The organism is Mesorhizobium sp. ANAO-SY3R2 (genome assembly GCF_042466635.1).
In the GTDB taxonomy this organism is placed as follows: domain Bacteria; phylum Pseudomonadota; class Alphaproteobacteria; order Rhizobiales; family Rhizobiaceae; genus Aminobacter.
Window position 1 is genome coordinate 2,708,362 of record NZ_CP159955.1, and the last position, 20,742, is coordinate 2,729,103.

Genomic DNA, 20,742 nt, shown 5'->3' on the forward strand with positions numbered 1-20,742 from the left:
ACTGGACAAGGTGAATCAGCTTTGATTCCTTGTTAGCGATTCGGAAGTGCTGTGTTGCCGGATCTGTCACATCAAAACGGGATTGCGGGGAGCCATCTATGGCCAAGGCGGACGCGTGGGGCGCGCCCGATGAGACTGTCATTGTCCGACGCAGGCAGGCGCGAAGCGCTGGCCTGTCGGGCAACGCACGTCTTATCGCCGAACCCGCCTACCGCCGCCTGCTTGCCGCCGAGCCGCTGCTCAGGCGCACCATACCAACGCTGATCATGATCTTCCTGATCGTCGTCGCCGGGACGCGCTTCCTGTCGATGATGGCCTTGCGCGACGACGTCGAGCGCAACGCCAAGGCGATCCTCGCGCTCGCCGCCGGCGAGATGGTCAATTCGCTGATGGTCGGCGCGACCGAAGAGGTGCCGATCGCCACCGTCGGGCAGGACCTGCTGGAACGCGCGGTCCAGCACGGTGCGCTGAGCCGCAGCCATGTCATTGCCCTGACCGACCAGAACTTCCGCATCATCGCGGTCAGCCCGCAATCAACCGGCTGGCAGGGCCAGTCATTGGACGCCATCGTCAGCGGCGGACAGCCGCTGTTCATGTTCGGCGACCGCGCAGGCGTAATGACCGTGCGCATCGGCGGGCAGGACTGGTTCGCCGCAGTCGACCTCGCCGAAGGCAAGCGCGCCGCGGCCGCAGCCATGATCCCGCAGGAAGCGGTGTTCGCGGAATGGCGCAAATCCGTCTCGCTCAATGTCGCGCTGTTCGTGCTGACCGCCGCCGTCATGATCATCATTCTCTTCGCCTATTTCAGCCAGGCTGCGCGCGCCCAGGCCGCCGACGGCATCTACCAGGAAGGACAAGAGCGCATCGATCTCGCGCTCGTCCGCGGCAAGTGCGGGCTGTGGGACTGGGACATGGTACGCGGCAAGATGTACTGGTCGCGTTCGATGTACGAGTTGCTCGGCTACGAGACCTGCGAAGCGATGCTGTCGTTCGGCGAGGTTGCCCGCATCATCCATCCCGAGGACGGCGATCTGTTCGAGCTGGCCAACCAGGTGGTGGCGCGCGAGGTCGACCATATCGACCGCGTCTTCCGCATGCGCCATGCCGACGGCCGCTGGGTGTGGATGCGCGCCCGCGCCCAGGTCGTCGATCCGGAGGCCCCCGAAATCCAGATGACCGGCATCGCCGTCGACATCACCGAGCAGCGGCACCTGGCGCTACGCTCGGAGGCCGCCGACCTCAGGCTGAGGGCAGCGATCGAAAACATCACCGAGTCCTTCGTTCTGTGGGATTCGTCGGACCGGCTGGTCATGTGCAACACCAAGTACCAGCACGACAACGGGCTGAGCGACCGCGACGTGCTGCCCGGCACATCGCGCGAAGACCTCGAGGAACGCATGGTCGCCTTCGTGTCAGAGCGGCGGCTCGCCAACGCCAACGGTCCGCGCGCGGGCGCCACCTATGAGCGCCAGCTTGCCGACGGCCGCTGGCTGCAGGTCAACGAACTCAAGACGCGCGACGGCGGCACCGTGTCGGTCGGATCCGACATCACCCAGATCAAGCAGCACCAGGACAAGCTGATGGAGGGCGAGCGCCGCCTGATGGCGACGATCCACGACCTCAGCCTGGCGCGCCGCTCCGAAGAGGAACGCTCGCGCGAACTGGTCGAGCTCAACCGCAAATACATGAAGGAAACCGAACGCGCCGAGGCTGCCAACCGCGCCAAGTCGGAATTCCTGGCCAACATGTCCCACGAGCTCCGGACGCCGCTCAATGCCGTCATCGGCTTCTCCGAACTGATGGAAGGCAAGCTGTTCGGCCCTCTCGGCTCGCCGCGCTACGAGGAATATGCCCGCGACATCAACTCGAGCGGCAAGTACCTGCTGGGCGTCATCAACGACATCCTCGACATGTCCAAGATCGAAGCCGGCCAGTTCTCGATGGACCGCGAGGAAATCGACCTTTGCCCGCTGATCCGCGAGACCGTGCGGGTGATCTCGCTGCAGGCGGCGCAGAAATCGATCACTGTCGAGACCGAAATCGCCGAGCAGATGACGCTGTTCGCCGACCGCCGCGCCGTCAAGCAGATCCTGATCAACCTCTTGTCGAACGCCGTGAAGTTCACCGGCCAGGGCGGCCGCATCATGATGCGGGCTCGCAACGCCTCGGGCGCGCTGACGCTCAGCATCGAAGACAATGGCTGCGGCATCCCCAAGAACGCGCTCGGCAAGCTCGGCCGGCCGTTCGAACAGGTTCAGAACCAGTTCTCGAAGAACCACGAGGGCTCCGGCCTCGGCCTCGCCATTTCGCGGTCGCTCGCCGAGTTGCATGGCGGCGCGCTGAAGATCAGGTCGACGGAAGGTGTCGGCACCATCGTTGCCGTGCGCATCCCGGTGCGGAAGGCCGCCGGCACGCTGCTGAAGGCGGCCTGAGAAGACCGCCCGCACTACTCCCTGATCCTATTTCCGCTACGCGCGCAGCAGCCGGTCGAAATGCGTTCGAACCTTCTGCTGTGTCTCCTTGAGATGAGCCTCCAGCACGCTGAAATCGGGCAGGTCGGTTGCCGCAAGGAGCAAGTCCGAGAGTCCAGGCGGAACGTCGTTGCGTTCGAACGCACCGGTAAGGCACAGTCTCGTCATCTGGGTAATCGCCGCATAGAGCGCATAGGCGTCGACCAGATCCTGGCGCGTTTGCGCGTCGGCAAACCCCGGTGCCAGGCGATGCAGGACATCTGCGGTGGCGGTCGAATGCCCCTGCCCTTCCAGCTTGCCGGTAAGCACCGCCACCTGGGCGAGGAACTCGAGGTCGATGAGCCCGCCGGGCACCAGCTTGATGTCCCATAGATCGTGCGGCGGCTTCTCGTCCTCGATCATCTGGCGCATGTCGCGCGCCTCGGCCGCAACCTTGGCGGCATCGCGCGGCAGGTCGATGATTGCCTGGACCTCCGCCTCGACCTCGGCGCAGAGCGAAGCATCGCCGGCAATCGGGCGGGCGCGCGTCAGCGCCATATGCTCCCACGTCCAGGCTTCCTCGCGCTGATACTTGCGGAAGGACGAGACGTGGGTAGCGACCGGCCCCTTGTTGCCGGAGGGGCGTAGCCTGAGATCAAGTTCGTAAAGCACCCCTTCAGCAGTCGGCGCGGCGACCGCCGCGATAAGCCGCTGGGTCATCCGCGCATAATAGTGCGAAGGCGCAAGCGGTTTTTCGCCGTCTGATTCCTCGGCGTGCTCGTCGTGATCGTAGAGCAGGATCAGGTCGACATCGGAACCGGCGGTCAGTTCGCGGCTACCGAGCTTGCCCATGCCGAGGATGGTCACGCGTCCGCCCGGAACCTTGCCATGACGTTGAGCGAATTCGGCTTCGACCGCCTCCAGTGCTGCGCCGACTGTCAGGTCGGCGAGGTCGGAAAAAGCCTTGCCGGCGCGCGGCGCGTCGATGGCGCCGGCAAGCAGACGCACGCCGATCAGGAATTTCTGTTCGGCCGCGAAGATGCGCAGGCGATCGAGCACTTCTTCATAGAGACGGGTGGATTCGAGAAAGGCCGAAAGGCGAGCGGCGAGATAGGCCCGGTCAGGCAGTTCGGACAGCAGCGCGGGATCGAGCAGCCCGTCGAAGACATGCGGCCGCCGGGTGATGATGGCGGCAAGCCGGGGGGCCGCGCCCATGATGGTGGCGAGCAGCCTGAGCAGCGCCGGGTTCGACTGGAGCAGCGAGAAAAGCTGGATGCCTGCGGGAAGGCCGGCAAGGAACTCGTCGAAGCGCATCAGCGCCTCGTCGGCCCGGCGCGTCTTGCCGAAGGCCTCGAGCAGTGCCGGCGTCAGTTCGGTCAGGCGCTCGCGCGCTTCGGCCGACTGGGTGGCGCGGTAGCGGCCGAAATGCCAGCCGCGGATGACGCGGCAGATGTCGGATGGGCGCTGGAAGCCGAGTTGGCGCAGCGTGTGCAGCGTGTCGGGATCGTCGACATCACCGGTGAAGACGAGGTTGCCGATGCCGGCGGAAAGCTCGGGCGCGGCCTCGAACAGCGCCGCATAGTGCCCCTCGACCTCCAGCAGCGAGGCGCGAAAGGCCTTGGAGAAGGCGTCGGCGTCGGGGAAGCCCAGCATGTGGGCGATGCGGGATAGCCCCTCATCATCCTCCGGCAAGGTGTGGGTCTGCTCGTCGGCGACCATCTGGATAGCGTGCTCGACGCTGCGCAGGAACCAATATTGCCGCTCGAGCGCGTCGCGCGCCTCGGCCGTGATCCAGCCACGGGCGGCGAGTTGGCCAAGCATCGGCACCGTGGCGCGTCCGCGCAATTCGGGGAAACGGCCACCGGCGATCAGTTGCTGGGTCTGGACGAAGAATTCGATCTCGCGGATGCCGCCGCGGCCGAGCTTGACGTTGTGGCCTTTGACCGCAACCTCGCCATGCCCCTTGTGGGCATGGATCTGGCGCTTGATCGAGTGGACGTCGGCAATGGCCGCGTAGTCCATGTATTTGCGCCAGACATAGGGCTGAAGCTCTTTCAGGAACGCCTCACCGGCGGCGATGTCGCCGGCCACCGGGCGCGCCTTGATCATGGCCGCGCGCTCCCAGTTCTGGCCGCGGCTTTCATAGTAGTGCAGTGCTGCCCGGATCGAGATCGCCAGCGGCGTCGAGCCGGGATCGGGACGCAGGCGCAGGTCGGTTCGGAACACGTAGCCGTGCTCGGTACGGTCCTGCATGATGCGGACCAAGCGGCGGGTCAGCCGCGCGAACAGGTCGGTCGCCTCGTATGGATCGAGGATCGCTGGCGCCTCGGGATCGAAGAAGACGACGAGGTCGATGTCGGACGAGAAATTCAGCTCGTGTGCGCCGAGCTTGCCCATGCCGAGCAGGATCCAGCCGGACCCGCGCGTGGGATTTTCGGGATCGGGAAGCTTGAGCTTGCCCTGCTGGTGGGCATCCCGAAGCAGGAAATCCACCGCAGCAGCCGTGCAGAGATCAGCCAGATCGCTCAGCCGGCGCACGCTGACCGACGCATCGGCTTCACCGGCGAGGTCGGCCAGCGCAATCAGGAAATGCGCCTCCGATTTCAAGCGACGCAGCCGCATCATCAAGGTGGCTTCGGTTACGCCTTCCTCTCGCGGTGCGGCCGCAATGCTTTCGCCGATGGCCTGGAGCCGCTCCGCAATGGTCTGTTCGAAAAGCCGATCGAGCATCTCCGGCTGGCGCCTGGCGCTGTCGCGCATGAAGACCGAGAGGTCGACGACCGCAGCAAGAAAGTCCTGGACCGGCCCCTTGGCCTTCAAAAAGGCAGCGACGCGATCGAGCCCCTCTTCCTTTGCATGCGCCGCCAATTCGTACAGTTCGCGGCGGCCGCGCTCCGGATCGAGCGCTGCGACAGCCGTAGTGGGCCTGAGCCGCCATTCGTCAGATGCCTTCCTGGCGGCCATGCTCTTCATCTATTCGTCCTTCGATCCGGGGAACACCATCAGCACGGACAATCCGGGATTGCCGGGCTCGAGATCAAGCCGGCCGTGGTGAAATTTCATCACCGCCTTGGCAAGGCTGAGGCCGAGGCCGGACCCCGGCTGCGAACGGCTCTTTTCCAGCCGCACGAAACGTTCGGTGGCGCGCTTGCGGTCGCCCTCGTCGGGAATGCCCAGGCCGTTGTCAGAAACCGCCAGGCAGATCTCGGTGCCCTTGCGCTCCAAAGCGACCTTTACATGCGGCTGCTCGACCACGCCGGCCGAATATTTGATGGCATTGTCGACGATGTTCGACAGCGCCTGGGCGATCAGTTCGCGATTGCCGTTGACCACGAAGTCGCCGGCCACGGTGGCCTCCAGCCCGACACCCATTTCCTCGGCGACAGGCTCGTAGAGCTCTACGACATCACGGAGCACGGCCGCGAGGTCGACCTTGGCGAGCTGTTCGGCGGAATAACCAGCCTCGAGCCGCGAAATCATCAGGATGGCGTTGAACGTGCGGATGAGTTGGTCGGATTCGGCGATAGTGCCTTCCAGCACTTCGCGGTATTCGGCCGTACTCTTCTTGCCCGACAGTGCTGCCTCCGCCCTGTTGCGCAGGCGCGTCAGCGGGGTCTTGAGGTCATGGGCGATGTTGTCGGAAACCTGTTTGAGCCCGTCATTGAGGCGGGCGATGCGGGCCAGCATCGCATTCAGATTCTCCGACAGACGGTCGAATTCGTCGCCACCGCCGGACACCGGCAGACGGCCGCTAAGGTCGCCGCCCATGATGCGCCGACTGGCTTCCGAGACGCTGTCGATATGCTTCAAGGCGCGCCGGCCGACGAAATACCAGATCAACAGGCCGCCAACGGCCATCATGCCGAGCGCGCCCATCAGGGCGCGCTGGACGACGCTCCTGAACCTTTCGGGCTCGCCAAGGTCACGGCCGACAAGCAGGATCATCTGGTTGGGCAGGCGCAGCACTACCGCTATCGCGTTGTGCCCGATCTCGCCTGCGGCCTGAGCCGCGGACGGCTCGGTCGAGGTCGGCGGGCGCCTGCCGGCGTTCTCGCCATAGCGTTCGTAGGAAAAGGGCGTTTCCGTCCAGCCTTCGCGTTTCAGCACGCCCGGCTGGATGCTCTGGACGTTACCGGACAGGATCTGGCCGTTGGGATCGGCGAGAAGGTATAGATTGGCGCCCGGCTGCCGCGATCTCTGTTCCACGACGCGGACCAGAACAGGGATGCCGCCGCGCTGATATCCGGCGGCGAGGCCGAGCACTTCCTCGTTGATGGTATCCTGCGTCTGCGCCGTCAGCATGCGGACCGACAACGACGTCATGTAGAGAACAAGCAGAACTGCACAGAGTGCGAACAGCAGCAGGTAGAGCGCCGACAGGCGCGCAGCCGTGGTTCGCATGATTGCTGGCAGCTTGAACGCCATCAGCCCGCCTTGAGCATGTAGCCGGCACCGCGGATGGTGTGCAGGATGGGCTTGTCGAAGCCCTTCTCGATCTTGCTGCGCAGCCTGGAGACGTGGACGTCGATCACGTTGGTCTGGGGATCGAAATGATAGTCCCAGACATTTTCCAGAAGCATCGTGCGGGTGACCACCTGCCCGGCATGGCGCATCAGATATTCGAGCAGGCGATATTCGCGCGGCTGCAGCGTGATCTCGTGCGATGCGCGCCGGACGGTATGGGACAACCGGTCGAGTTCGAGATCGCCAACGCGATAGAGCGTTTCGGATTCGCGCGTCGGCGCGCGCCGGTTGAGCACCTCGACACGGGCCAGCAGTTCGGAGAACGCATAGGGTTTGGTCAGGTAGTCGTCGCCGCCGGCACGCAGGCCAGTCACGCGGTCATCGACCTCGCCAAGAGCTGAGAGGATGAGCACGGGAGTGGTGTTACCCCGCGACCGCAGGCCAGCAATCACCGAGAGCCCGTCACGCCGGGGCAGCATGCGGTCGACCACCATCACGTCATACTCGCCGGCGTCGGCGAGCGCGAAGCCGGAATCGCCGTCGCCTGCGACATGCGCGGTGTGACCAGCCTCCGCAAAGGCCTTCTGCAGATAGTCCGCCGCCTCGCGGTCATCTTCGATAACGAGAATCTTCATAGCGTCGTTATACGCGATTTTGGGCGATGGCAGAGCCGACATTGTTCGATCCTCCAAGAGCAAGCGGCAGCGAGGTCGCAAGACCCGCTGCCGCTGCCACGCCACTTGTCCCATCGCGACGGTTCCCGGGGATGGGGGCCGCGCGATGGGAAAGGCCGTTCGTTCAATCAGCCCTGGTTGACCGGCAGAGCCACGAAGCGGTTGCCGTTGTCGCGGCTGATCTGGAAGAGGACCGCCTTGCGGCCCGCCTTTTCTGCCTGATCGAGAGCCTTGGACACGTCGGCCGGTGCGCTTACTTCAACGGCGTTGACGGCGGTGATGACGTCTCCGGCCTGAATGCCGCGATCGGCAGCGTCACTCGACGGATCGACATCGGTAACAACCAGCCCCTTGCCGTCTTCGTTGGGCGTGACGGTCAGGCCGAGATCGGCAAGCGACGTCGCCTCGCTCTGCGTCGAGGGCTTGTCAGCCGATGCCTGCTTGTCCGTGCCCGGCAGTTCGCCAAGGCCAACCTTGACGGTCTCGTTCTTGCCGTTGCGCCAGACGGTGACGTCCACCGTCTTGCCAGGCGCGATACCGCCGATCAGGCGCGAGAGCTCCTTGGGCGAAGCGACCTCCTTGCCGTCGACCGCAGTGACGATGTCACCGGAAAGGATGCCTGCCTTCTTGGCCGGACCTGCATCCTGTGCGCTCGCTACCAGCGCGCCCTTCTCGCTCTTGAGGCCAAGGGATTCGGCGATGTCGGCAGTCACCGGCTGGATTTCGATGCCGAGCCAGCCGCGCTGGACGCTGCCGGTCTTCATCAAGTCGGCGACAACCTGCTTGGCGGTCGAAGCGGGGATGGCGAAGGCGATACCGACACTGCCGCCGGAGGGCGAGAAGATGGCGGTGTTGATGCCGACCACTTCGCCGTTCAGGTTGAAGGCCGGTCCGCCCGAGTTGCCACGGTTCACTGCGGCGTCGATCTGGATGAAGTCGTCATAGGGACCGGCGCCAATGTCGCGACCGCGCGCCGATACGATGCCTGCCGTAACGGTGCCGCCGAGGCCGAACGGGTTGCCGACAGCGACGACCCAGTCGCCGACCCGCACCTTGGCGTCATCGGCAAAGCTGACATAGGTGAACTTGGTGTCCGCATCGACCTTCAACACGGCAAGGTCGGTACGCGGATCGGTGCCGATCAGCTTGGCGTCGTATTCCTTGCCGTCACCGGTGACGACCGTGTAGGCGGTGCCATCGCCAACAACGTGATTGTTGGTGACCAGGTAGCCATCATCGGAAATGAAGAAGCCAGAGCCCTGAGCGACCGGGCGCGGCTTCTGGTTGCCGCCGCGATTGAACTTCGGGCCACGGTTCTGGTTGCCGTTGCCGTCCTCGCCGAACTGACGGAAGAAGCGCTTCAGCGGGTGGTTGTCGGGCAGATTGTCAAAGCCGCGCTGATCGAAGTAGGCGCCGTCGCCCGTATCCGAAGCAGGAGCGATCTTGGCCTTGACCTGAACGCTGACAACGGCCGGCGAGACATGGTCAACGACATCCGCAAAGCTGGGAACCTGCACAGCGTCTACGCGCACCGGATCTGCATAAACGGGGATCGCCCCAGTGGTCACGGCACCCAGCCCGATCGTGCCTGCAAGGGCGATCGAAGCGGCTGCTGCCATGAAGCGCTTGCGCGAACGAGAAAGGGGAGAATGGGTGCTGTTCATTGTCTCTGATCCTCTTGAGCGGGATGCTTTCTACCGCATCCGATGACTCAAGAGATAGAGAGGCTTACATTACAGTGCCATTTCCGACGGATGAAACTTTCGTAATGTTTGGAAAGATCAGCTGTCCTTGCGCAGGATTGCATCGAGCGCATCCCGCTCTTCCTTTGTGAGGGCCGCGGTTTCTTGCCTGCGGCGTGAACGCGCCGACGTGAAGACGAAGGCTGCGCCGCCAAGCAGGATCAGCACGGGCGCCCCCCACAGCAGGGCGTTGCGCAGATTGAAGCGCGGCTTCAACAGCACGAACTCGCCATAGCGCGAGACGATGTAGTCCATCACCTGCTCGTCCGAGTCGCCGGTAAGCAGGCGCTCACGCAGCAAAACGCGCAAATCGGCCGCAAGCTCTGCATCCGATTCGTCAATGGACTGGTTCTGGCAGACCATGCAGCGGAGTTCTTCAGAAAGCAGACGCGCCCGTGCCTCCAGCGCCGGATCGGCGAGCATCTCGCTCGGCTTGACGGCTAGGGCCGCCCCCGCGACGAACGTCGCGACCAGGAACGCAGCGACTGCCGGCAGTTTCGTTTTCATATTGTCACCGGGCTGGTTTTGGCTTCGGCCGACTTGCGGCGCGCAGGTGCGCCCACCCGCAGGCGGCGATCCATCAGCGACACGAAGCCGCCCGCCATCATCACCAGCGCGCCGCCCCAGATCAGAGTGACAAGCGGCTTCCACCAGACACGCACCACCACCGAGCCATCCTGGGTCTCGTCACCAAGCGAAATGTAGAGCTGGCTGAGCCACATCGTTTTGATACCGGCCTCGGTCGTCGGCATCTGGCGGACCGGATAGAAACGCTTGGACGAGATGATCTCCCCAACGGGCTGGCCGGCGGCACCGAGCAGCGAGAAGCGGCCTTGATCTTCGGTGTAGTTCGGCCCGCGCACCGGATGCAGCCCGTCGAAGCGAAGGTTGTGGCCTGAGATTTCAAGAACTTGGCCGGGCTTCATGACCAGTATGGCCTCGCTCTGGAACGACAGGACGCCAACGATTCCAAGCAAGGTCAGCCCGAGACCGAGATGGGCCAGAGCCGTGCCGAACACCGAGCGCGGCAGCCCGACCAGACGCCGCAAGGCGATCCGGAACGTGACATTTCCGATACCGGACTTGAGTGCGAGATCGGTCAGCGCACCAAGCACGAGCCAAGCCGCAAGACCCGCTCCGAGAGCCGCAAAGACCGAAGCGCCGTCGATGAACAGGAAGGTGACCAGCACGACCAACAGCGAAGCACCGAAAGCGAACATCAGCCGCTGCGAGGCCGCGGCGATGTCGCCGCGCTTCCAGGCCAGCAGCGGCCCGAATGGCACAAGCACCAGAAGCGGGATCATCAGCGGGCCGAAGGTGAGGTTGAAAAAGGGTTCGCCGACCGAAATCTTGTCACCGAACAGCGCCTCAACCACCAGCGGATAGAGCGTTCCGATCAGCACGGTCGCCGTCGCCGTGGTCAGGAACAGGTTGTTCAGGACCAGGGCGCCCTCGCGCGAAATCGGCTGGAAGATGCCGCCGGAAGTCAACGACGAGGCCCGCAGCGCAAAAAGCGCCAGCGAACCACCGATGAACAGCGTGAGGATGCAAAGGATGAACACGCCGCGGCTCGGGTCACTGGCGAAGGCATGGACAGAAGTCAGCACGCCCGAGCGCACCAGGAAGGTGCCGAGCAGCGACAGCGAGAACGTCAGTATGGCCAGCAGCAGCGTCCAGATCTTCAGCGCCGAGCGCTTTTCCATGACGATGGCCGAATGGAGCAGCGCGGTGCCGGCGAGCCAAGGCATGAAGGACGCGTTTTCGACCGGGTCCCAGAACCAGAAGCCGCCCCAGCCGAGCTCGTAGTAGGCCCAGTATGACCCCATGGCAATGCCACCGGTCAGGAACACCCAGGCGGCGAGCGTCCACGGCCGGACCCAGCGCGCCCAGGCAGCGTCGATGCGGCCTTCGATCAATGCTGCAACGGCAAAGGAGAAGCAGACGGAGAACCCGACATAGCCGAGATAGAGCAGCGGCGGATGAACCGCGAGGCCGAAGTCCTGGAGGATCGGATTGAGATCCTTGCCCTCGATCGGTGCCGGAACCAGGCGGGCGAAGGGATTGGACGTGATCAGGATGAACAGCAGGAACGCGGTTCCGATCCAGCCCTGGACGGCCAGCACGTTGGCCCTGAGCGTGGCCGGAAGATTGCCGCCGAAGGCCGCCACCAGCGCACCGAAGAAGCTGAGGATCAGCACCCACAGCAGCATGGAGCCTTCGTGATTGCCCCAGGTTCCGGTAATCTTGTAGAGCATCGGCTTGAGTGAATGGGAGTTTTCCCAGACATTGACCACCGAGAAGTCGGACTGGGCATAAGCCATCGTCAGGACCGCGAAGGATAGCGCGATCATGGCAAAGCCGGTGACAGTGACCGGCCCGCCAACAGCCATCAGCCTGGCGTCGCCCCGGTAGGCTCCGTAAAGCGGCACAAGCGACTGCACCAGCGACAAGGCGAGCGCCAGGATAAGCGCGAAGTGACCCGTCTCGACCATGTCAGCGCCGTCCGCCGTTCATTTTGCTGTTTCCTGCCAGACACCCTTTTCTTTCAGGCTGTCGGCGACTTCCTTGGGCATGTAGTTTTCGTCGTGCTTTGCGAGCACGCTGTCGGCAATGAAGGTGCCGTCCGGCCCGAAGCTGCCCTCGGTGATCACGCCCTGCCCTTCCCGGAACAGATCGGGCAGGATGCCAGTGTAGCGCACTTTGACCGTCTTATCGGAGTCGGTCACGCCGAAGGCAACATCGGTGCCCTGCCCGCGCACGATCGATCCCACCTCGACCAGGCCGCCGAGGCGAATGCGCTTACCCGGCTGCAGGCTGGCCGTCTGGAGATCGGCCGGCATGTAGAAATAGGACGCCTTCTGGCCAAGCGCGTAGAAGGTCAGCGCGGTGGCCGCGCCGAGGAAGGCGAGGGCTCCCGCAATCACCGACAGCCGCTTTTGCTTGCGCGTCATGCCTACTCCGTTACCTTGAGACCGAGAGAACCGGCCAACTCTGAAAGTTTCTTGCCATCCTCGCTGTCTCGCCCGAGCGCCACATAGCCACGATCAAGCGCATCCTGAGCCAGTTCGGCTTTGCCTAGCACCGTGTATGAACGCACCAGCCGTTGCCAGCCCTCCGGGTCAAGCGGGTCCTGACGAAGCTTCGCGTCGAGCGTTGCCACCATACCCTCGATCATCGCCGTACGGTCCCCCGCCGACATGGAGGCAGCAGCATCGATGTCTTGCTGGCTTGGCCCGGGCGTTCCTGCAGCAGCGGCTGCTGGTGCAGCCGGGGCTTCAGCCTGCGCCGCCGCCTGCTCGGCCACCGAGCGCCATGGCGAATCCGCCGGCAAGCCTTCGGCCAATTGCCGCCATGCGACGGCCGCATCGGCCAGTTTGCCTTCCTGTGCGAGCGCGAGCCCAAGGAAATACCGCGCCTTTGGATTGGCAGGCTCTACCTTGAGCGCATCGTCGAACGCCGAACGAGCATCCGCCGTGACGATCCCGCCGGCGGCGACGGCAATGGCTTCGCCGAGACCGGAAGTGCGCGCGGCGCTCGCGCCCAAAAGCCTGGTGGCGTTGCGATAGGCGGTGACCGAGTCGGCGGCGCGACCCATCCGCATGTAGATCGGCGCAAGCACATCCCAGCCCCTGCCATCGGAAGGGTTGGCAACAAGGTGCGCCTCGGCGCGCGCAACGAGTTCATCGACCGAACTGTTCGCCGGATTCTGCGCAAGTCGCGCGGCCAGCGGTTGCGACGGCACAGCGGGTGAGCCGATCGCTGTATAGATGCTCCAGCTCAATACCGGGATAGCCAGCACCGCCATAACGCCGATCGCTCGCGAAACAAGCGACGGGCCAGTCCGCGCGGATGGCGCCCCCTCGACGTCCAGCCTGATGATGCGACGTGCAATCTCGGCGCGTGCCTGCTCGGCATCAGGCGCAGCAATCAAGCCGCGCGCCGCGTCCTTGTCGAGTTCGGCGAGCTGATCACGATAGACTTCGAGGTCATGGCTCTTGTCGGAATCGCCTTCGACGCGGCGCGTCAACGGCAGCAAAACCGCGAGGCTCGCAGCAAGTGTCAGAACGGCGGCTATGACCCAGAACAGCATGCTCATCTAAATAGCCAGCAGCCGGCAAGCTGCCAACATCTCCACGCTGCGGCTTATTGACGATTCAAGCGCTTCTGCTGAATCGAAATGCGCGAAAACTCAGGTCAACGGCGTCCAGCTGCCATCCGCATTGCGGCAGGCCGTTCCGCGCGCGGTCACCGGCGTCCCGGTGGTGAACACTGTTTGCGAATATTGCCGGCAATCCTGCGAGCCGACCCTGTAGGGCTGCGCGGCAACGACTTCGCCGGCACGCCCGGTGCCTTTCCAGGCAATCGCCTGTCCGCCCTGACCGTACTCAAGTGCACGATATTCAGCCTCAAGCGCCTTGCGCCGATCTGATTCGCTCAAACCATTGCCGATCGAACCGCCAATCAGGCCACCTTCCATGGCGTTGATGATGCGCACCGCCACCTTGCCGTTCGAAGCACCGCTGTAGACACCAGCAATTGCAGGAGCGATCGCTCCACCGGTTCCGCCCCCGCTGGTCGTGCAGCCGGAAACGGCAACCAGCCCAGCAACCAGTGCCACCTGAAATCTCATGCTCATCACCGGTCCCGAATCTGCGTCCACTTACAATGACTTGGCGCCGCGTAGGTTCCATCTTTGGCCGAAATGGGGCCGATTCGGCCAGACAATTTTACTGCACTCCGCGCAACTCCACGACGGCCTTCAATCCTCCCATCGTCGACCGTTCCAGACTGAGCCGCCCGCCATATTCCTTGACCAGATCCGCAACGATGGCCAGACCGAGCCCGGTGCCCGGTTTGGTCTCGTCCAGCCGCTTTCCGCGCTGCAGCGCCTCGCGTGCCTTGTCCTCTGGAATGCCCGGCCCGTCATCCTCGATGAGAATCGAAAAGCGTGGCGGCTCGTCGCCCACGGGCGCTGCGGTTTCCACCGATACCTCGACCGCCGTGTACGCCCATTTCATCGCGTTTTCGAGCAGGTTCCCGATGACCTCCTCAAGATCCTCGCGCTCGCCAGCGAACACCACCTCGGTCTCGGGAAGGGCCAGCGAAATCCTCGTCCCGCGCGAGAGCTTTTCCATCACGCGGACCATGCGCTGGAGGAGTGGCGCAACCGGTGTGCGGTAAACGACGCTTTCGCGCTGGGCGGCAACACGCGCGCGCTGGAGATAGTGATCGATCTGCTGCTGCATGGCGGCAGCGTGGTCGGCGATCAGCTGGCCCTTGGGGCCGCCCAGCGCACGTCCTTCGTTCAGCATCACGGCCAGGGGCGTCTTCAGCGAGTGGGCGAGGTTGCCGACCTGGGTCCGCGAACGCTCGACGATGCGCCTGTTGTTTTCGATGAGGGCGTTGGTCTCGTTGGCGAGCGGCTGGATCTCGGCTGGGAAACGCCCGGTCAGCCGTTGCGCCGTGCCCTCCCGAACCATGGCAAGCGCGTTGCGAACGCGGGCCAGCGGCTGCAACCCGAGCAGAATGGCAATGGCATTGATTGCGATCATGCCGAAGCCGAACAGCGACAGGTACGAGAACAAGCGCCACTCGAAGCCCGAGATCTCGTCTTCAAGTTCGCTGCGATTGCCCATGACGCGGAAGCGCGCGATGCGGTTCTGCGAATCGAGCACGAACTCGCTCTCGAAGACCTGGAGCACCTCCCCGTTGATGCCGCCGATCTGGTAGTGCCGCTGGAATTCCGAATTGAATGGCGCATCGGCAATGCTCGGCGCATCAATCGGCTTGGTCATCGACGAGGAGCGCAATTGCCCGACGAGGCCTTTTGACACCGGCTCGACCGACCAGTACCAGCCCGATACCGGCTCGGAGAACCGGAGATCCCCCAAATCCGGGCCGCCGGTCAGGGTCCCGCTATCGGAGACCCCGACAGAACCGATCAGATTGAACAGATGCGCCGACAACAAGCTGTCGAAGCCCCGTTCGCTCGTCTCGCGATAGAGCGAACTGATGACGGTGAAGATCAAGGCGAACGCCAGGATCGCCCAGATCGTCGAAAAGGCGATGACGCGGAACGCCAGCGAGCGCGGCCCCAGGCTCAGCGCATATCGCTTCCAGCGTGTCAGTCGTTTGCGAAGCTGTTCCGCTTTACGCCTCCGGCTCGCGCATGCGGTATCCCATACCGCGGACGGTTTCGATCATGTCGATGCCCATTTTCTTGCGAAGGCGGCCGACGAAGACCTCGATCGTATTGGAATCCCTGTCGAAATCCTGGTCGTACAGATGCTCGACCAGTTCCGTGCGCGACACCACCTCGCCCATGTGATGCATGAGATAGGCAAGCAGGCGGAACTCGTGCGACGTCAATTTCAGCGGCACACCGTTGACATCAGCCTTCGATGCCTTGGTGTCGAGCCGTACAGGGCCGCAAGACAGTTCCGACGAGGCATGGCCGGCGGCGCGCCGGATCAGCGCCCGAACCCGTGCCAGCACTTCCTCGATATGGAAGGGCTTCGTCACATAGTCGTCCGCTCCGGCATCGATGCCGGCGACCTTGTCGCTCCAGCGGTCGCGTGCGGTCAGCATCAGCACCGGCATCTTGCGGCCATCACGGCGCCAGCGCTCGACGACGCTGATACCGTCTATCTGCGGCAAGCCTATGTCGAGCACAATGGCGTCGTAGGGCTCGGTGTCGCCGAGGTAATGCCCCTCCTCACCGTCAAAGGCCTTGTCGACGACATAGCCTGCGTCGGTCAGCGCCTCGGAAATCTGGCGGTTCAGGTCCTTGTCATCTTCGACGACGAGTATGCGCATATGGTTTCACGATCAGTGATTGGGACTACACAAGATATAGGCGATTCCGGCCTTCCGGCGAAATCGCCGTCAGTTGGCCGGCACCACGACCTGAACCCGACGCGGGCGCTGGCCGTCTTTCGCCGGCACCAGAACCACGATCACGCATACGGACTGCCCGCCCTGGTTGGATTCGGAAGCCTTCGCCAATGTTCCGCCATGCTGGTCAGCCACCTGCTGGCCGATCGCATAGCAATCCGCGGCAGCGACGACATATTCGCCTTCCGCGGCTTGCCGCGGCCCTGCAATCGCAGAACTGGCGAACAGTCCAGCCGCGCAAAGCGCGGTCACGACGGGCCGGAATATGGAGCGAAACGTTTTCATGCCGGAACTTCTACTGCAGCAGTGCTGAACGTGGAATGAACAATGAGTTCATGCAATTGCTGCCATAGCAAGCCTCCTAGCGCTTGCCGATGCGCTCCTTGGCGGCCAGTCGCCCAAAGATCGCAACCAGGCCCGAAAGTGCGGTGATCGCTTGCAGGACCGTATCGGTCAGCGCCGCATTGTCGACGCCGTCAACCGGCATCCCCGCAAGCCCGGCGATGCCCAACAGCATGGTCACGGCCGAGGCCCAGATTGTCCGCGACATGTACCAGGGTTTCAGGTTCAACATGTTCTGATCCTTTCAGATGAAAACTCTGCCGCTCAGGCCAACGCGAAGCGCCGCGTCGCCGGCAGGCCCCAGCCTGCAGCGGCACTCAGCTGACGCACGGCGATGTCGAGGACGGCCGGCGGTGTGCCGAAGTCAGCCGCAATATCGGCTGCCGGATAGGTCCAGGCCGGCGTCGAGAGGGTCACGGAGCGCACGATGGCGCCGCCTGCGGCGGCCACGTCGATGCGGTATTCCTCACGCTCTTCGCCGAGCGGTATCTCGCTCGCCTCCCAGCTGTCGGCGTCGATGCGTCCGCGCCTGATCCAGGACAGCGCAAGATCGTGTCCGGCCGTCAACTTCCCCCTCAGATGGGCAGGTGAAAGCGGCATCAGCGCTCGCCTGCCGCCTGTTTCCTGATGCGTGGAAAAATTGACGCTGGAGAAATCGCCTCCCAGCGGCCCGACGCGCCAGTTGAGCAGCAGGCCGGCCTCCCCCGCCAGCAGTCCGGCCGCCACTGCAGCATCATCGAGAACGACGCAATCGGCTCCGGCACTTGCTCCCGCAGCGGCCGCATCGCCAGTCCCGAACTGCCCGCGCAACAGGCCGCTCAAACGCCAAATCCCCAGCGCCGTTTCTTCTGCGGTCTCGAACTGCAGCACTTCCCAGGCGCCATTGGCTGATCGCACGGCAACAAGGTTTGCGCCATTGAGCAGTTGCAGACGGCTCACGCTCGCCAGTTCGCCTTCATAGAGCTCCACCGCCAATGCTGCCGAAAGAACGAGACGCCCCTCCACTCCGGGCGGCAAGGCTGCTGCGAGTACGCCCATATCGGCACGCCGACCGACTGATCCGCGCAGCATGAAGCCGCTGTCTTCGGGCGACACGAAAAGAGCCTGGCTGCGCCAGGGCGTTTGCGTGACGGCAACCCGAAAATGGTCCTGAGGTGCAGATGACAGCGCCTCCATCATCGGCAGGTCGAGGAAGACGGCGTGCGGCTGGCCAGTCACCACTGACGTCGTGGGCTCCACGCCGGGATTCGCCGAACGCCATGGCTCAGGCACGGTGCGCACCATCTGGCGTGCAGTGACCTTCCTGACCAACCCCTGCTCTATCTCCGTCACCAGGAATTCCGAACTGCTGCCGGAAGCAGGAACCTTGACGATGCTGCCCGGCGCGATGTCAGCGCGCGGCTCGGCGAGCGCGAAGCTCGTGCGTTCGCGCTCGCCCCAGACCCTGCGCGTCCAGTTCTCGACAAGCGCCCTTGCCTGGCCGGCTTCGAGCATGCCCGGAAAGGATATCCCGTGCTGACGAGTGCCGGCAGCGGCAAGTCTGGTGCTGCGCGCCGTGGCCGACTGATAGTCGGCGACGGGATCGCGAAAATTGAGCACGACCTCGACGGGCAGATCGTGATCGGGTGCGCGCACCGTCTCGACCACCGCCTTTTCGCCATCGAATGCCAGTTCCGTGAGTTCTATGGGTGCCTCATTGGAGGCGGTCGCCCGCCTGAAGACGAGCCTTGCCGTCTCCTCCTTCACCGACAGGCCGAACAGTTCCAGCAAAGGCTCGAGCGCCGCCCTGGCCGATGTCGGGTCGGCGATCACATAGCCGCCTACCGTACCGTCGACGCCGTCCGTATCAGCCTCGGGCAGGCCATGATCGCGCAGGATGGCGTTGATGAGATCGGCAACCGTTGGCCCGCACAAGCGGCCGTTGAGCCAATGCCCGCGATGCCACGCCTCGCTGTCCGCCCAGACCCGCGACTGCAACGGAAAGGCCGGATAAGGCCGTGCATCCCATGCCCACAGGTAGCTGCGCGCCACATCGACCATGCGGCTGCCATAGACGGGCGACAGCGGATTGCGCGTACCATCGAAACCAGCCGAAGCCGGATCCCAATGTCCCGCATGGGCTTCGAGTAGGCGCCGCTGCGCCATATCGGAGCGCCCGCCATTGGAAAAATACGGAGCCGCATCCTCGGACGATTTGACGTCCGGGAACATGTTGGGCTGGTTTGGCCCCTTGTCGACCGCCGGGCAACCCAGTTCGGTGAACCAGATCGGTTTGCTCCGCGGCACCCAGGCGGTGGGTGTCGCCGCCTCGACGCCACCTGGCCGGTTGTAGTGATGATTGGACCACCAGCCGATCAGGTCCTTGTATCGAAATACCCAGGGCTTGCCGTAGGCGCCATCAGAAATCGGGCTGCGTGTTCGCTGCAGCCGCGCGTCAAAATCCGCATAGTACCAATCAAATCCCTCGCCACCGGCAATCGCTGTGCGCAGGCCCGCCAGGTCATTGGGCGAGGCAAATCCATCCGGGTTGCCCCCGGCATAGTCGGCATCGCGCCAGTCCGACAAGGGCATGTAGTTGTCGATGCCTATGGCGTCGATCGCCGGATGTGCCCAGAGCTGATCGAGGTGGAAATAGACATCGCCGCTGCCGTCGGCCGGCTGATGCCCGAAATACTCGCTCCAATCGGCGCCGTAGGTGATTTGGCTACCCGGCCCCAGCACGGTGCGAATGTCGGCCGCGAGCGTGCAGAGCTTTTCGACGAAGGGAAAGGCGTTGGCACCGTCGCGCAATGTGGTCAGGCCGCGCAACTCGGTGCCGATCAGGAACGCGTCGACCCCGCCCGCAGAAGCGGCCAGATGGGCATAGTGCAGGATGAAGCGCCGGTATCCCCAGTCACTGGCGCTGCCCGAGAAATTGACCGTATCGCCTGCCGCCGAGAATTGCGTCCTGAGCGCGCTGCCGCAAAACGCGTCGACCTGGCTCCGCGCTGCGGCGGTCCTATCCGCCGTTCCGGCAAGCTGCGACGCCGGCGTGCAGGTAATGCGGCCGCGCCAAGGGTAGCTCGCCTGGCGTGGCTGACCATAGGGATCGGGCAGGCTGTTGCCCTCGGCGATGTCCATCATCACGAACGGGTACAGCGTCACCTTGAGCCCGCGCGCCTTGATCTCGGCAATGGCCTCCTTGACACTGCGGTCGGAGGGCGTGCCGCCATAGGCTGGGCCGCCGTCATGGGTAGAAGCGACCATCGCCTCCGGCCGCGCCGCGCCCGACACTCGCCAGGCATGGGAAAGCCCTGGCGTCGATGCGTTGGTGACTGCCGGCTTCAGCTTGCATTGACCGGCTCTCAAATCATTGCCGAACCACGCGACGACGAGCGCCACATTCGCGAGGTTCGGACACAGCATCTGCAGCTCGTCGAGCGAGGCTGCGATGTCGGTGCCAGCATAAAGGACGTGTCGATTGACTGCCTCCGTGTCGCCTGGCCTTTTCTGGCGCCGGACCAGACTGGTCGACAGGCCATACTCCGTCGCGCCTGGAACGAGCGAGACGGCGCGCACGGCCTTGCGTAACGCGCCGATCGGCCTGAGCACCTCGAACTGCATCTGCGGAATGCGATTGCCGTATTCGCCGATATCGAGGTTCTCGACCACGACATAAGCGACCCCGCGATAGGCCGGCGCATTGCCCGCCCCCTGTTTCGCCGCGATCAGCGGGTCGACGCTCTGGCTTTCGGTGCCTGAATAAACACGCAACTCGATCTTCTCGCGGTCGAGTTCACGCCCATCCGCCCACACCCTGCGAATGCCGGCGATCTCGCCTTCGCACAAAGCAAAGGCCGCATTGCCATAGTAGGAATATTCGGTCACCTTCGGGCCGAGCTTGCCCTGCCTGCGCGTCGACCGCGTCTCCTTGAAACGTGTGGCCCAGATCAGCGTCCCGCCAGCGCGCGCTGTGCCGTAGATCCGCGGCAGAGACGCTCCCTCTTCCGCAGTGAAAGGCCGGGCCCCCGTCAGGCGCGGTCCCTCGATGCGCCGGGTGCTGTCGATCAGCGCCCGGTCGACAGCGTATCCGGCCAGGGCTCCGGCAGCAGCGCCGATGGCACTGCCTATCGGTCCGAGCATGCCACCGACGAAAGCCCCGGCAGCCTGCAGCACAATCGTCGCCATCGGCGGTCT

At 64.1% G+C, this 20,742-nt stretch carries 15 protein-coding genes; 1 reads left to right on the forward strand and 14 read right to left on the reverse strand.

The features are described 5' to 3' along the window. Positions 1–98: 98 nt before the first annotated feature. The gene (locus tag ABSY17_RS18060) at positions 99–2,432 is read left to right on the forward strand and encodes a PAS domain-containing sensor histidine kinase (protein ID WP_378943642.1); all 2,334 of its coding nucleotides are present in this window, start codon (positions 99–101) and stop codon (positions 2,430–2,432) included. Between the two features lie 36 nt (positions 2,433–2,468). On the opposite strand, the gene ABSY17_RS18065 is transcribed toward ABSY17_RS18060, so the two are convergent. The 14 genes from ABSY17_RS18065 to ABSY17_RS18130 form a co-directional block, all read right to left on the reverse strand. Next, positions 2,469–5,414, reverse strand: coding sequence for a bifunctional [glutamine synthetase] adenylyltransferase/[glutamine synthetase]-adenylyl-L-tyrosine phosphorylase (locus ABSY17_RS18065; RefSeq protein ID WP_378952831.1), 2,946 nt, complete (start codon positions 5,412–5,414; stop codon positions 2,469–2,471). 9 nt (positions 5,415–5,423) lie between these two features. Next, complete coding sequence (locus ABSY17_RS18070) at positions 5,424–6,875, reverse strand: ATP-binding protein (protein ID WP_378943644.1); 1,452 nt, start codon at positions 6,873–6,875, stop codon at positions 5,424–5,426. Further along, on the reverse strand, positions 6,875–7,549 hold the full coding sequence (locus ABSY17_RS18075) for a response regulator transcription factor (RefSeq protein ID WP_378943646.1): 675 nt from the start codon (positions 7,547–7,549) through the stop codon (positions 6,875–6,877). Before ABSY17_RS18075 ends, ABSY17_RS18070 begins: the two co-directional genes overlap by 1 nt. Before the next feature lie 167 nt (positions 7,550–7,716). Next, entirely contained in the window at positions 7,717–9,252 is a 1,536-nt protein-coding gene (locus tag ABSY17_RS18080; RefSeq protein WP_378943648.1) for a Do family serine endopeptidase, read from the reverse strand. Between the two features lie 117 nt (positions 9,253–9,369). Further along, positions 9,370–9,837, reverse strand: coding sequence for a cytochrome c-type biogenesis protein CcmH (locus tag ABSY17_RS18085; RefSeq protein ID WP_378943650.1), 468 nt, complete (start codon positions 9,835–9,837; stop codon positions 9,370–9,372). Beyond that, positions 9,834–11,822, reverse strand: a complete 1,989-nt coding sequence (locus ABSY17_RS18090; RefSeq protein ID WP_378943652.1) for a heme lyase CcmF/NrfE family subunit — start codon at positions 11,820–11,822, stop codon at positions 9,834–9,836. Before ABSY17_RS18090 ends, ABSY17_RS18085 begins: the two co-directional genes overlap by 4 nt. Before the next feature lie 18 nt (positions 11,823–11,840). Next, positions 11,841–12,281: a cytochrome c maturation protein CcmE gene (gene ccmE / locus ABSY17_RS18095; protein WP_378943654.1), complete on the reverse strand. Its 441-nt coding sequence runs from the start codon at positions 12,279–12,281 to the stop codon at positions 11,841–11,843. Positions 12,282–12,283: 2 nt separating this feature from the next. Beyond that, positions 12,284–13,420, reverse strand: coding sequence for a c-type cytochrome biogenesis protein CcmI (gene ccmI, locus ABSY17_RS18100; RefSeq protein WP_378952834.1), 1,137 nt, complete (start codon positions 13,418–13,420; stop codon positions 12,284–12,286). A 99-nt stretch (positions 13,421–13,519) separates the two neighbouring features. Then, complete coding sequence (locus tag ABSY17_RS18105) at positions 13,520–13,966, reverse strand: hypothetical protein (protein WP_378943656.1); 447 nt, start codon at positions 13,964–13,966, stop codon at positions 13,520–13,522. 91 nt (positions 13,967–14,057) lie between these two features. Further along, on the reverse strand, positions 14,058–15,434 hold the full coding sequence (locus tag ABSY17_RS18110; RefSeq protein ID WP_378952837.1) for an ATP-binding protein: 1,377 nt from the start codon (positions 15,432–15,434) through the stop codon (positions 14,058–14,060). Between the two features lie 46 nt (positions 15,435–15,480). Then, complete coding sequence (locus ABSY17_RS18115) at positions 15,481–16,146, reverse strand: response regulator transcription factor (protein ID WP_378943658.1); 666 nt, start codon at positions 16,144–16,146, stop codon at positions 15,481–15,483. Positions 16,147–16,215: 69 nt separating this feature from the next. Continuing rightward, positions 16,216–16,509 (reverse strand): hypothetical protein, encoded by a 294-nt coding sequence (locus ABSY17_RS18120; protein ID WP_378943660.1) that lies wholly within the window; start codon positions 16,507–16,509, stop codon positions 16,216–16,218. Between the two features lie 76 nt (positions 16,510–16,585). Further along, positions 16,586–16,798, reverse strand: coding sequence for a hypothetical protein (locus ABSY17_RS18125; protein WP_378943662.1), 213 nt, complete (start codon positions 16,796–16,798; stop codon positions 16,586–16,588). 32 nt (positions 16,799–16,830) lie between these two features. After that, positions 16,831–20,733: a glycoside hydrolase/phage tail family protein gene (locus ABSY17_RS18130; protein ID WP_378943664.1), complete on the reverse strand. Its 3,903-nt coding sequence runs from the start codon at positions 20,731–20,733 to the stop codon at positions 16,831–16,833. Between the last annotated feature and the right edge of the window lie 9 nt (positions 20,734–20,742).

Bases quoted from the DNA above. Each gene is read 5' to 3' on its own strand.
- ABSY17_RS18060 (WP_378943642.1), top strand. From the start codon at position 99: ATGGCCAAGGCGGACGCGTGGGGCGCGCCCGATGAGACTGTCATTGTC.
- ABSY17_RS18065 (WP_378952831.1), bottom strand. From the start codon at position 5,414: ATGGCCGCCAGGAAGGCATCTGACGAATGGCGGCTCAGGCCCACTACG.
- ABSY17_RS18070 (WP_378943644.1), bottom strand. From the start codon at position 6,875: ATGGCGTTCAAGCTGCCAGCAATCATGCGAACCACGGCTGCGCGCCTG.
- ABSY17_RS18075 (WP_378943646.1), bottom strand. From the start codon at position 7,549: ATGAAGATTCTCGTTATCGAAGATGACCGCGAGGCGGCGGACTATCTG.
- ABSY17_RS18080 (WP_378943648.1), bottom strand. From the start codon at position 9,252: ATGAACAGCACCCATTCTCCCCTTTCTCGTTCGCGCAAGCGCTTCATG.
- ABSY17_RS18085 (WP_378943650.1), bottom strand. From the start codon at position 9,837: ATGAAAACGAAACTGCCGGCAGTCGCTGCGTTCCTGGTCGCGACGTTC.
- ABSY17_RS18090 (WP_378943652.1), bottom strand. From the start codon at position 11,822: ATGGTCGAGACGGGTCACTTCGCGCTTATCCTGGCGCTCGCCTTGTCG.
- ccmE (WP_378943654.1), bottom strand. From the start codon at position 12,281: ATGACGCGCAAGCAAAAGCGGCTGTCGGTGATTGCGGGAGCCCTCGCC.
- ccmI (WP_378952834.1), bottom strand. From the start codon at position 13,420: ATGCTGTTCTGGGTCATAGCCGCCGTTCTGACACTTGCTGCGAGCCTC.
- ABSY17_RS18105 (WP_378943656.1), bottom strand. From the start codon at position 13,966: ATGAGCATGAGATTTCAGGTGGCACTGGTTGCTGGGCTGGTTGCCGTT.
- ABSY17_RS18115 (WP_378943658.1), bottom strand. From the start codon at position 16,146: ATGCGCATACTCGTCGTCGAAGATGACAAGGACCTGAACCGCCAGATT.
- ABSY17_RS18120 (WP_378943660.1), bottom strand. From the start codon at position 16,509: ATGAAAACGTTTCGCTCCATATTCCGGCCCGTCGTGACCGCGCTTTGC.
- ABSY17_RS18125 (WP_378943662.1), bottom strand. From the start codon at position 16,798: ATGTTGAACCTGAAACCCTGGTACATGTCGCGGACAATCTGGGCCTCG.
- ABSY17_RS18130 (WP_378943664.1), bottom strand. From the start codon at position 20,733: ATGGCGACGATTGTGCTGCAGGCTGCCGGGGCTTTCGTCGGTGGCATG.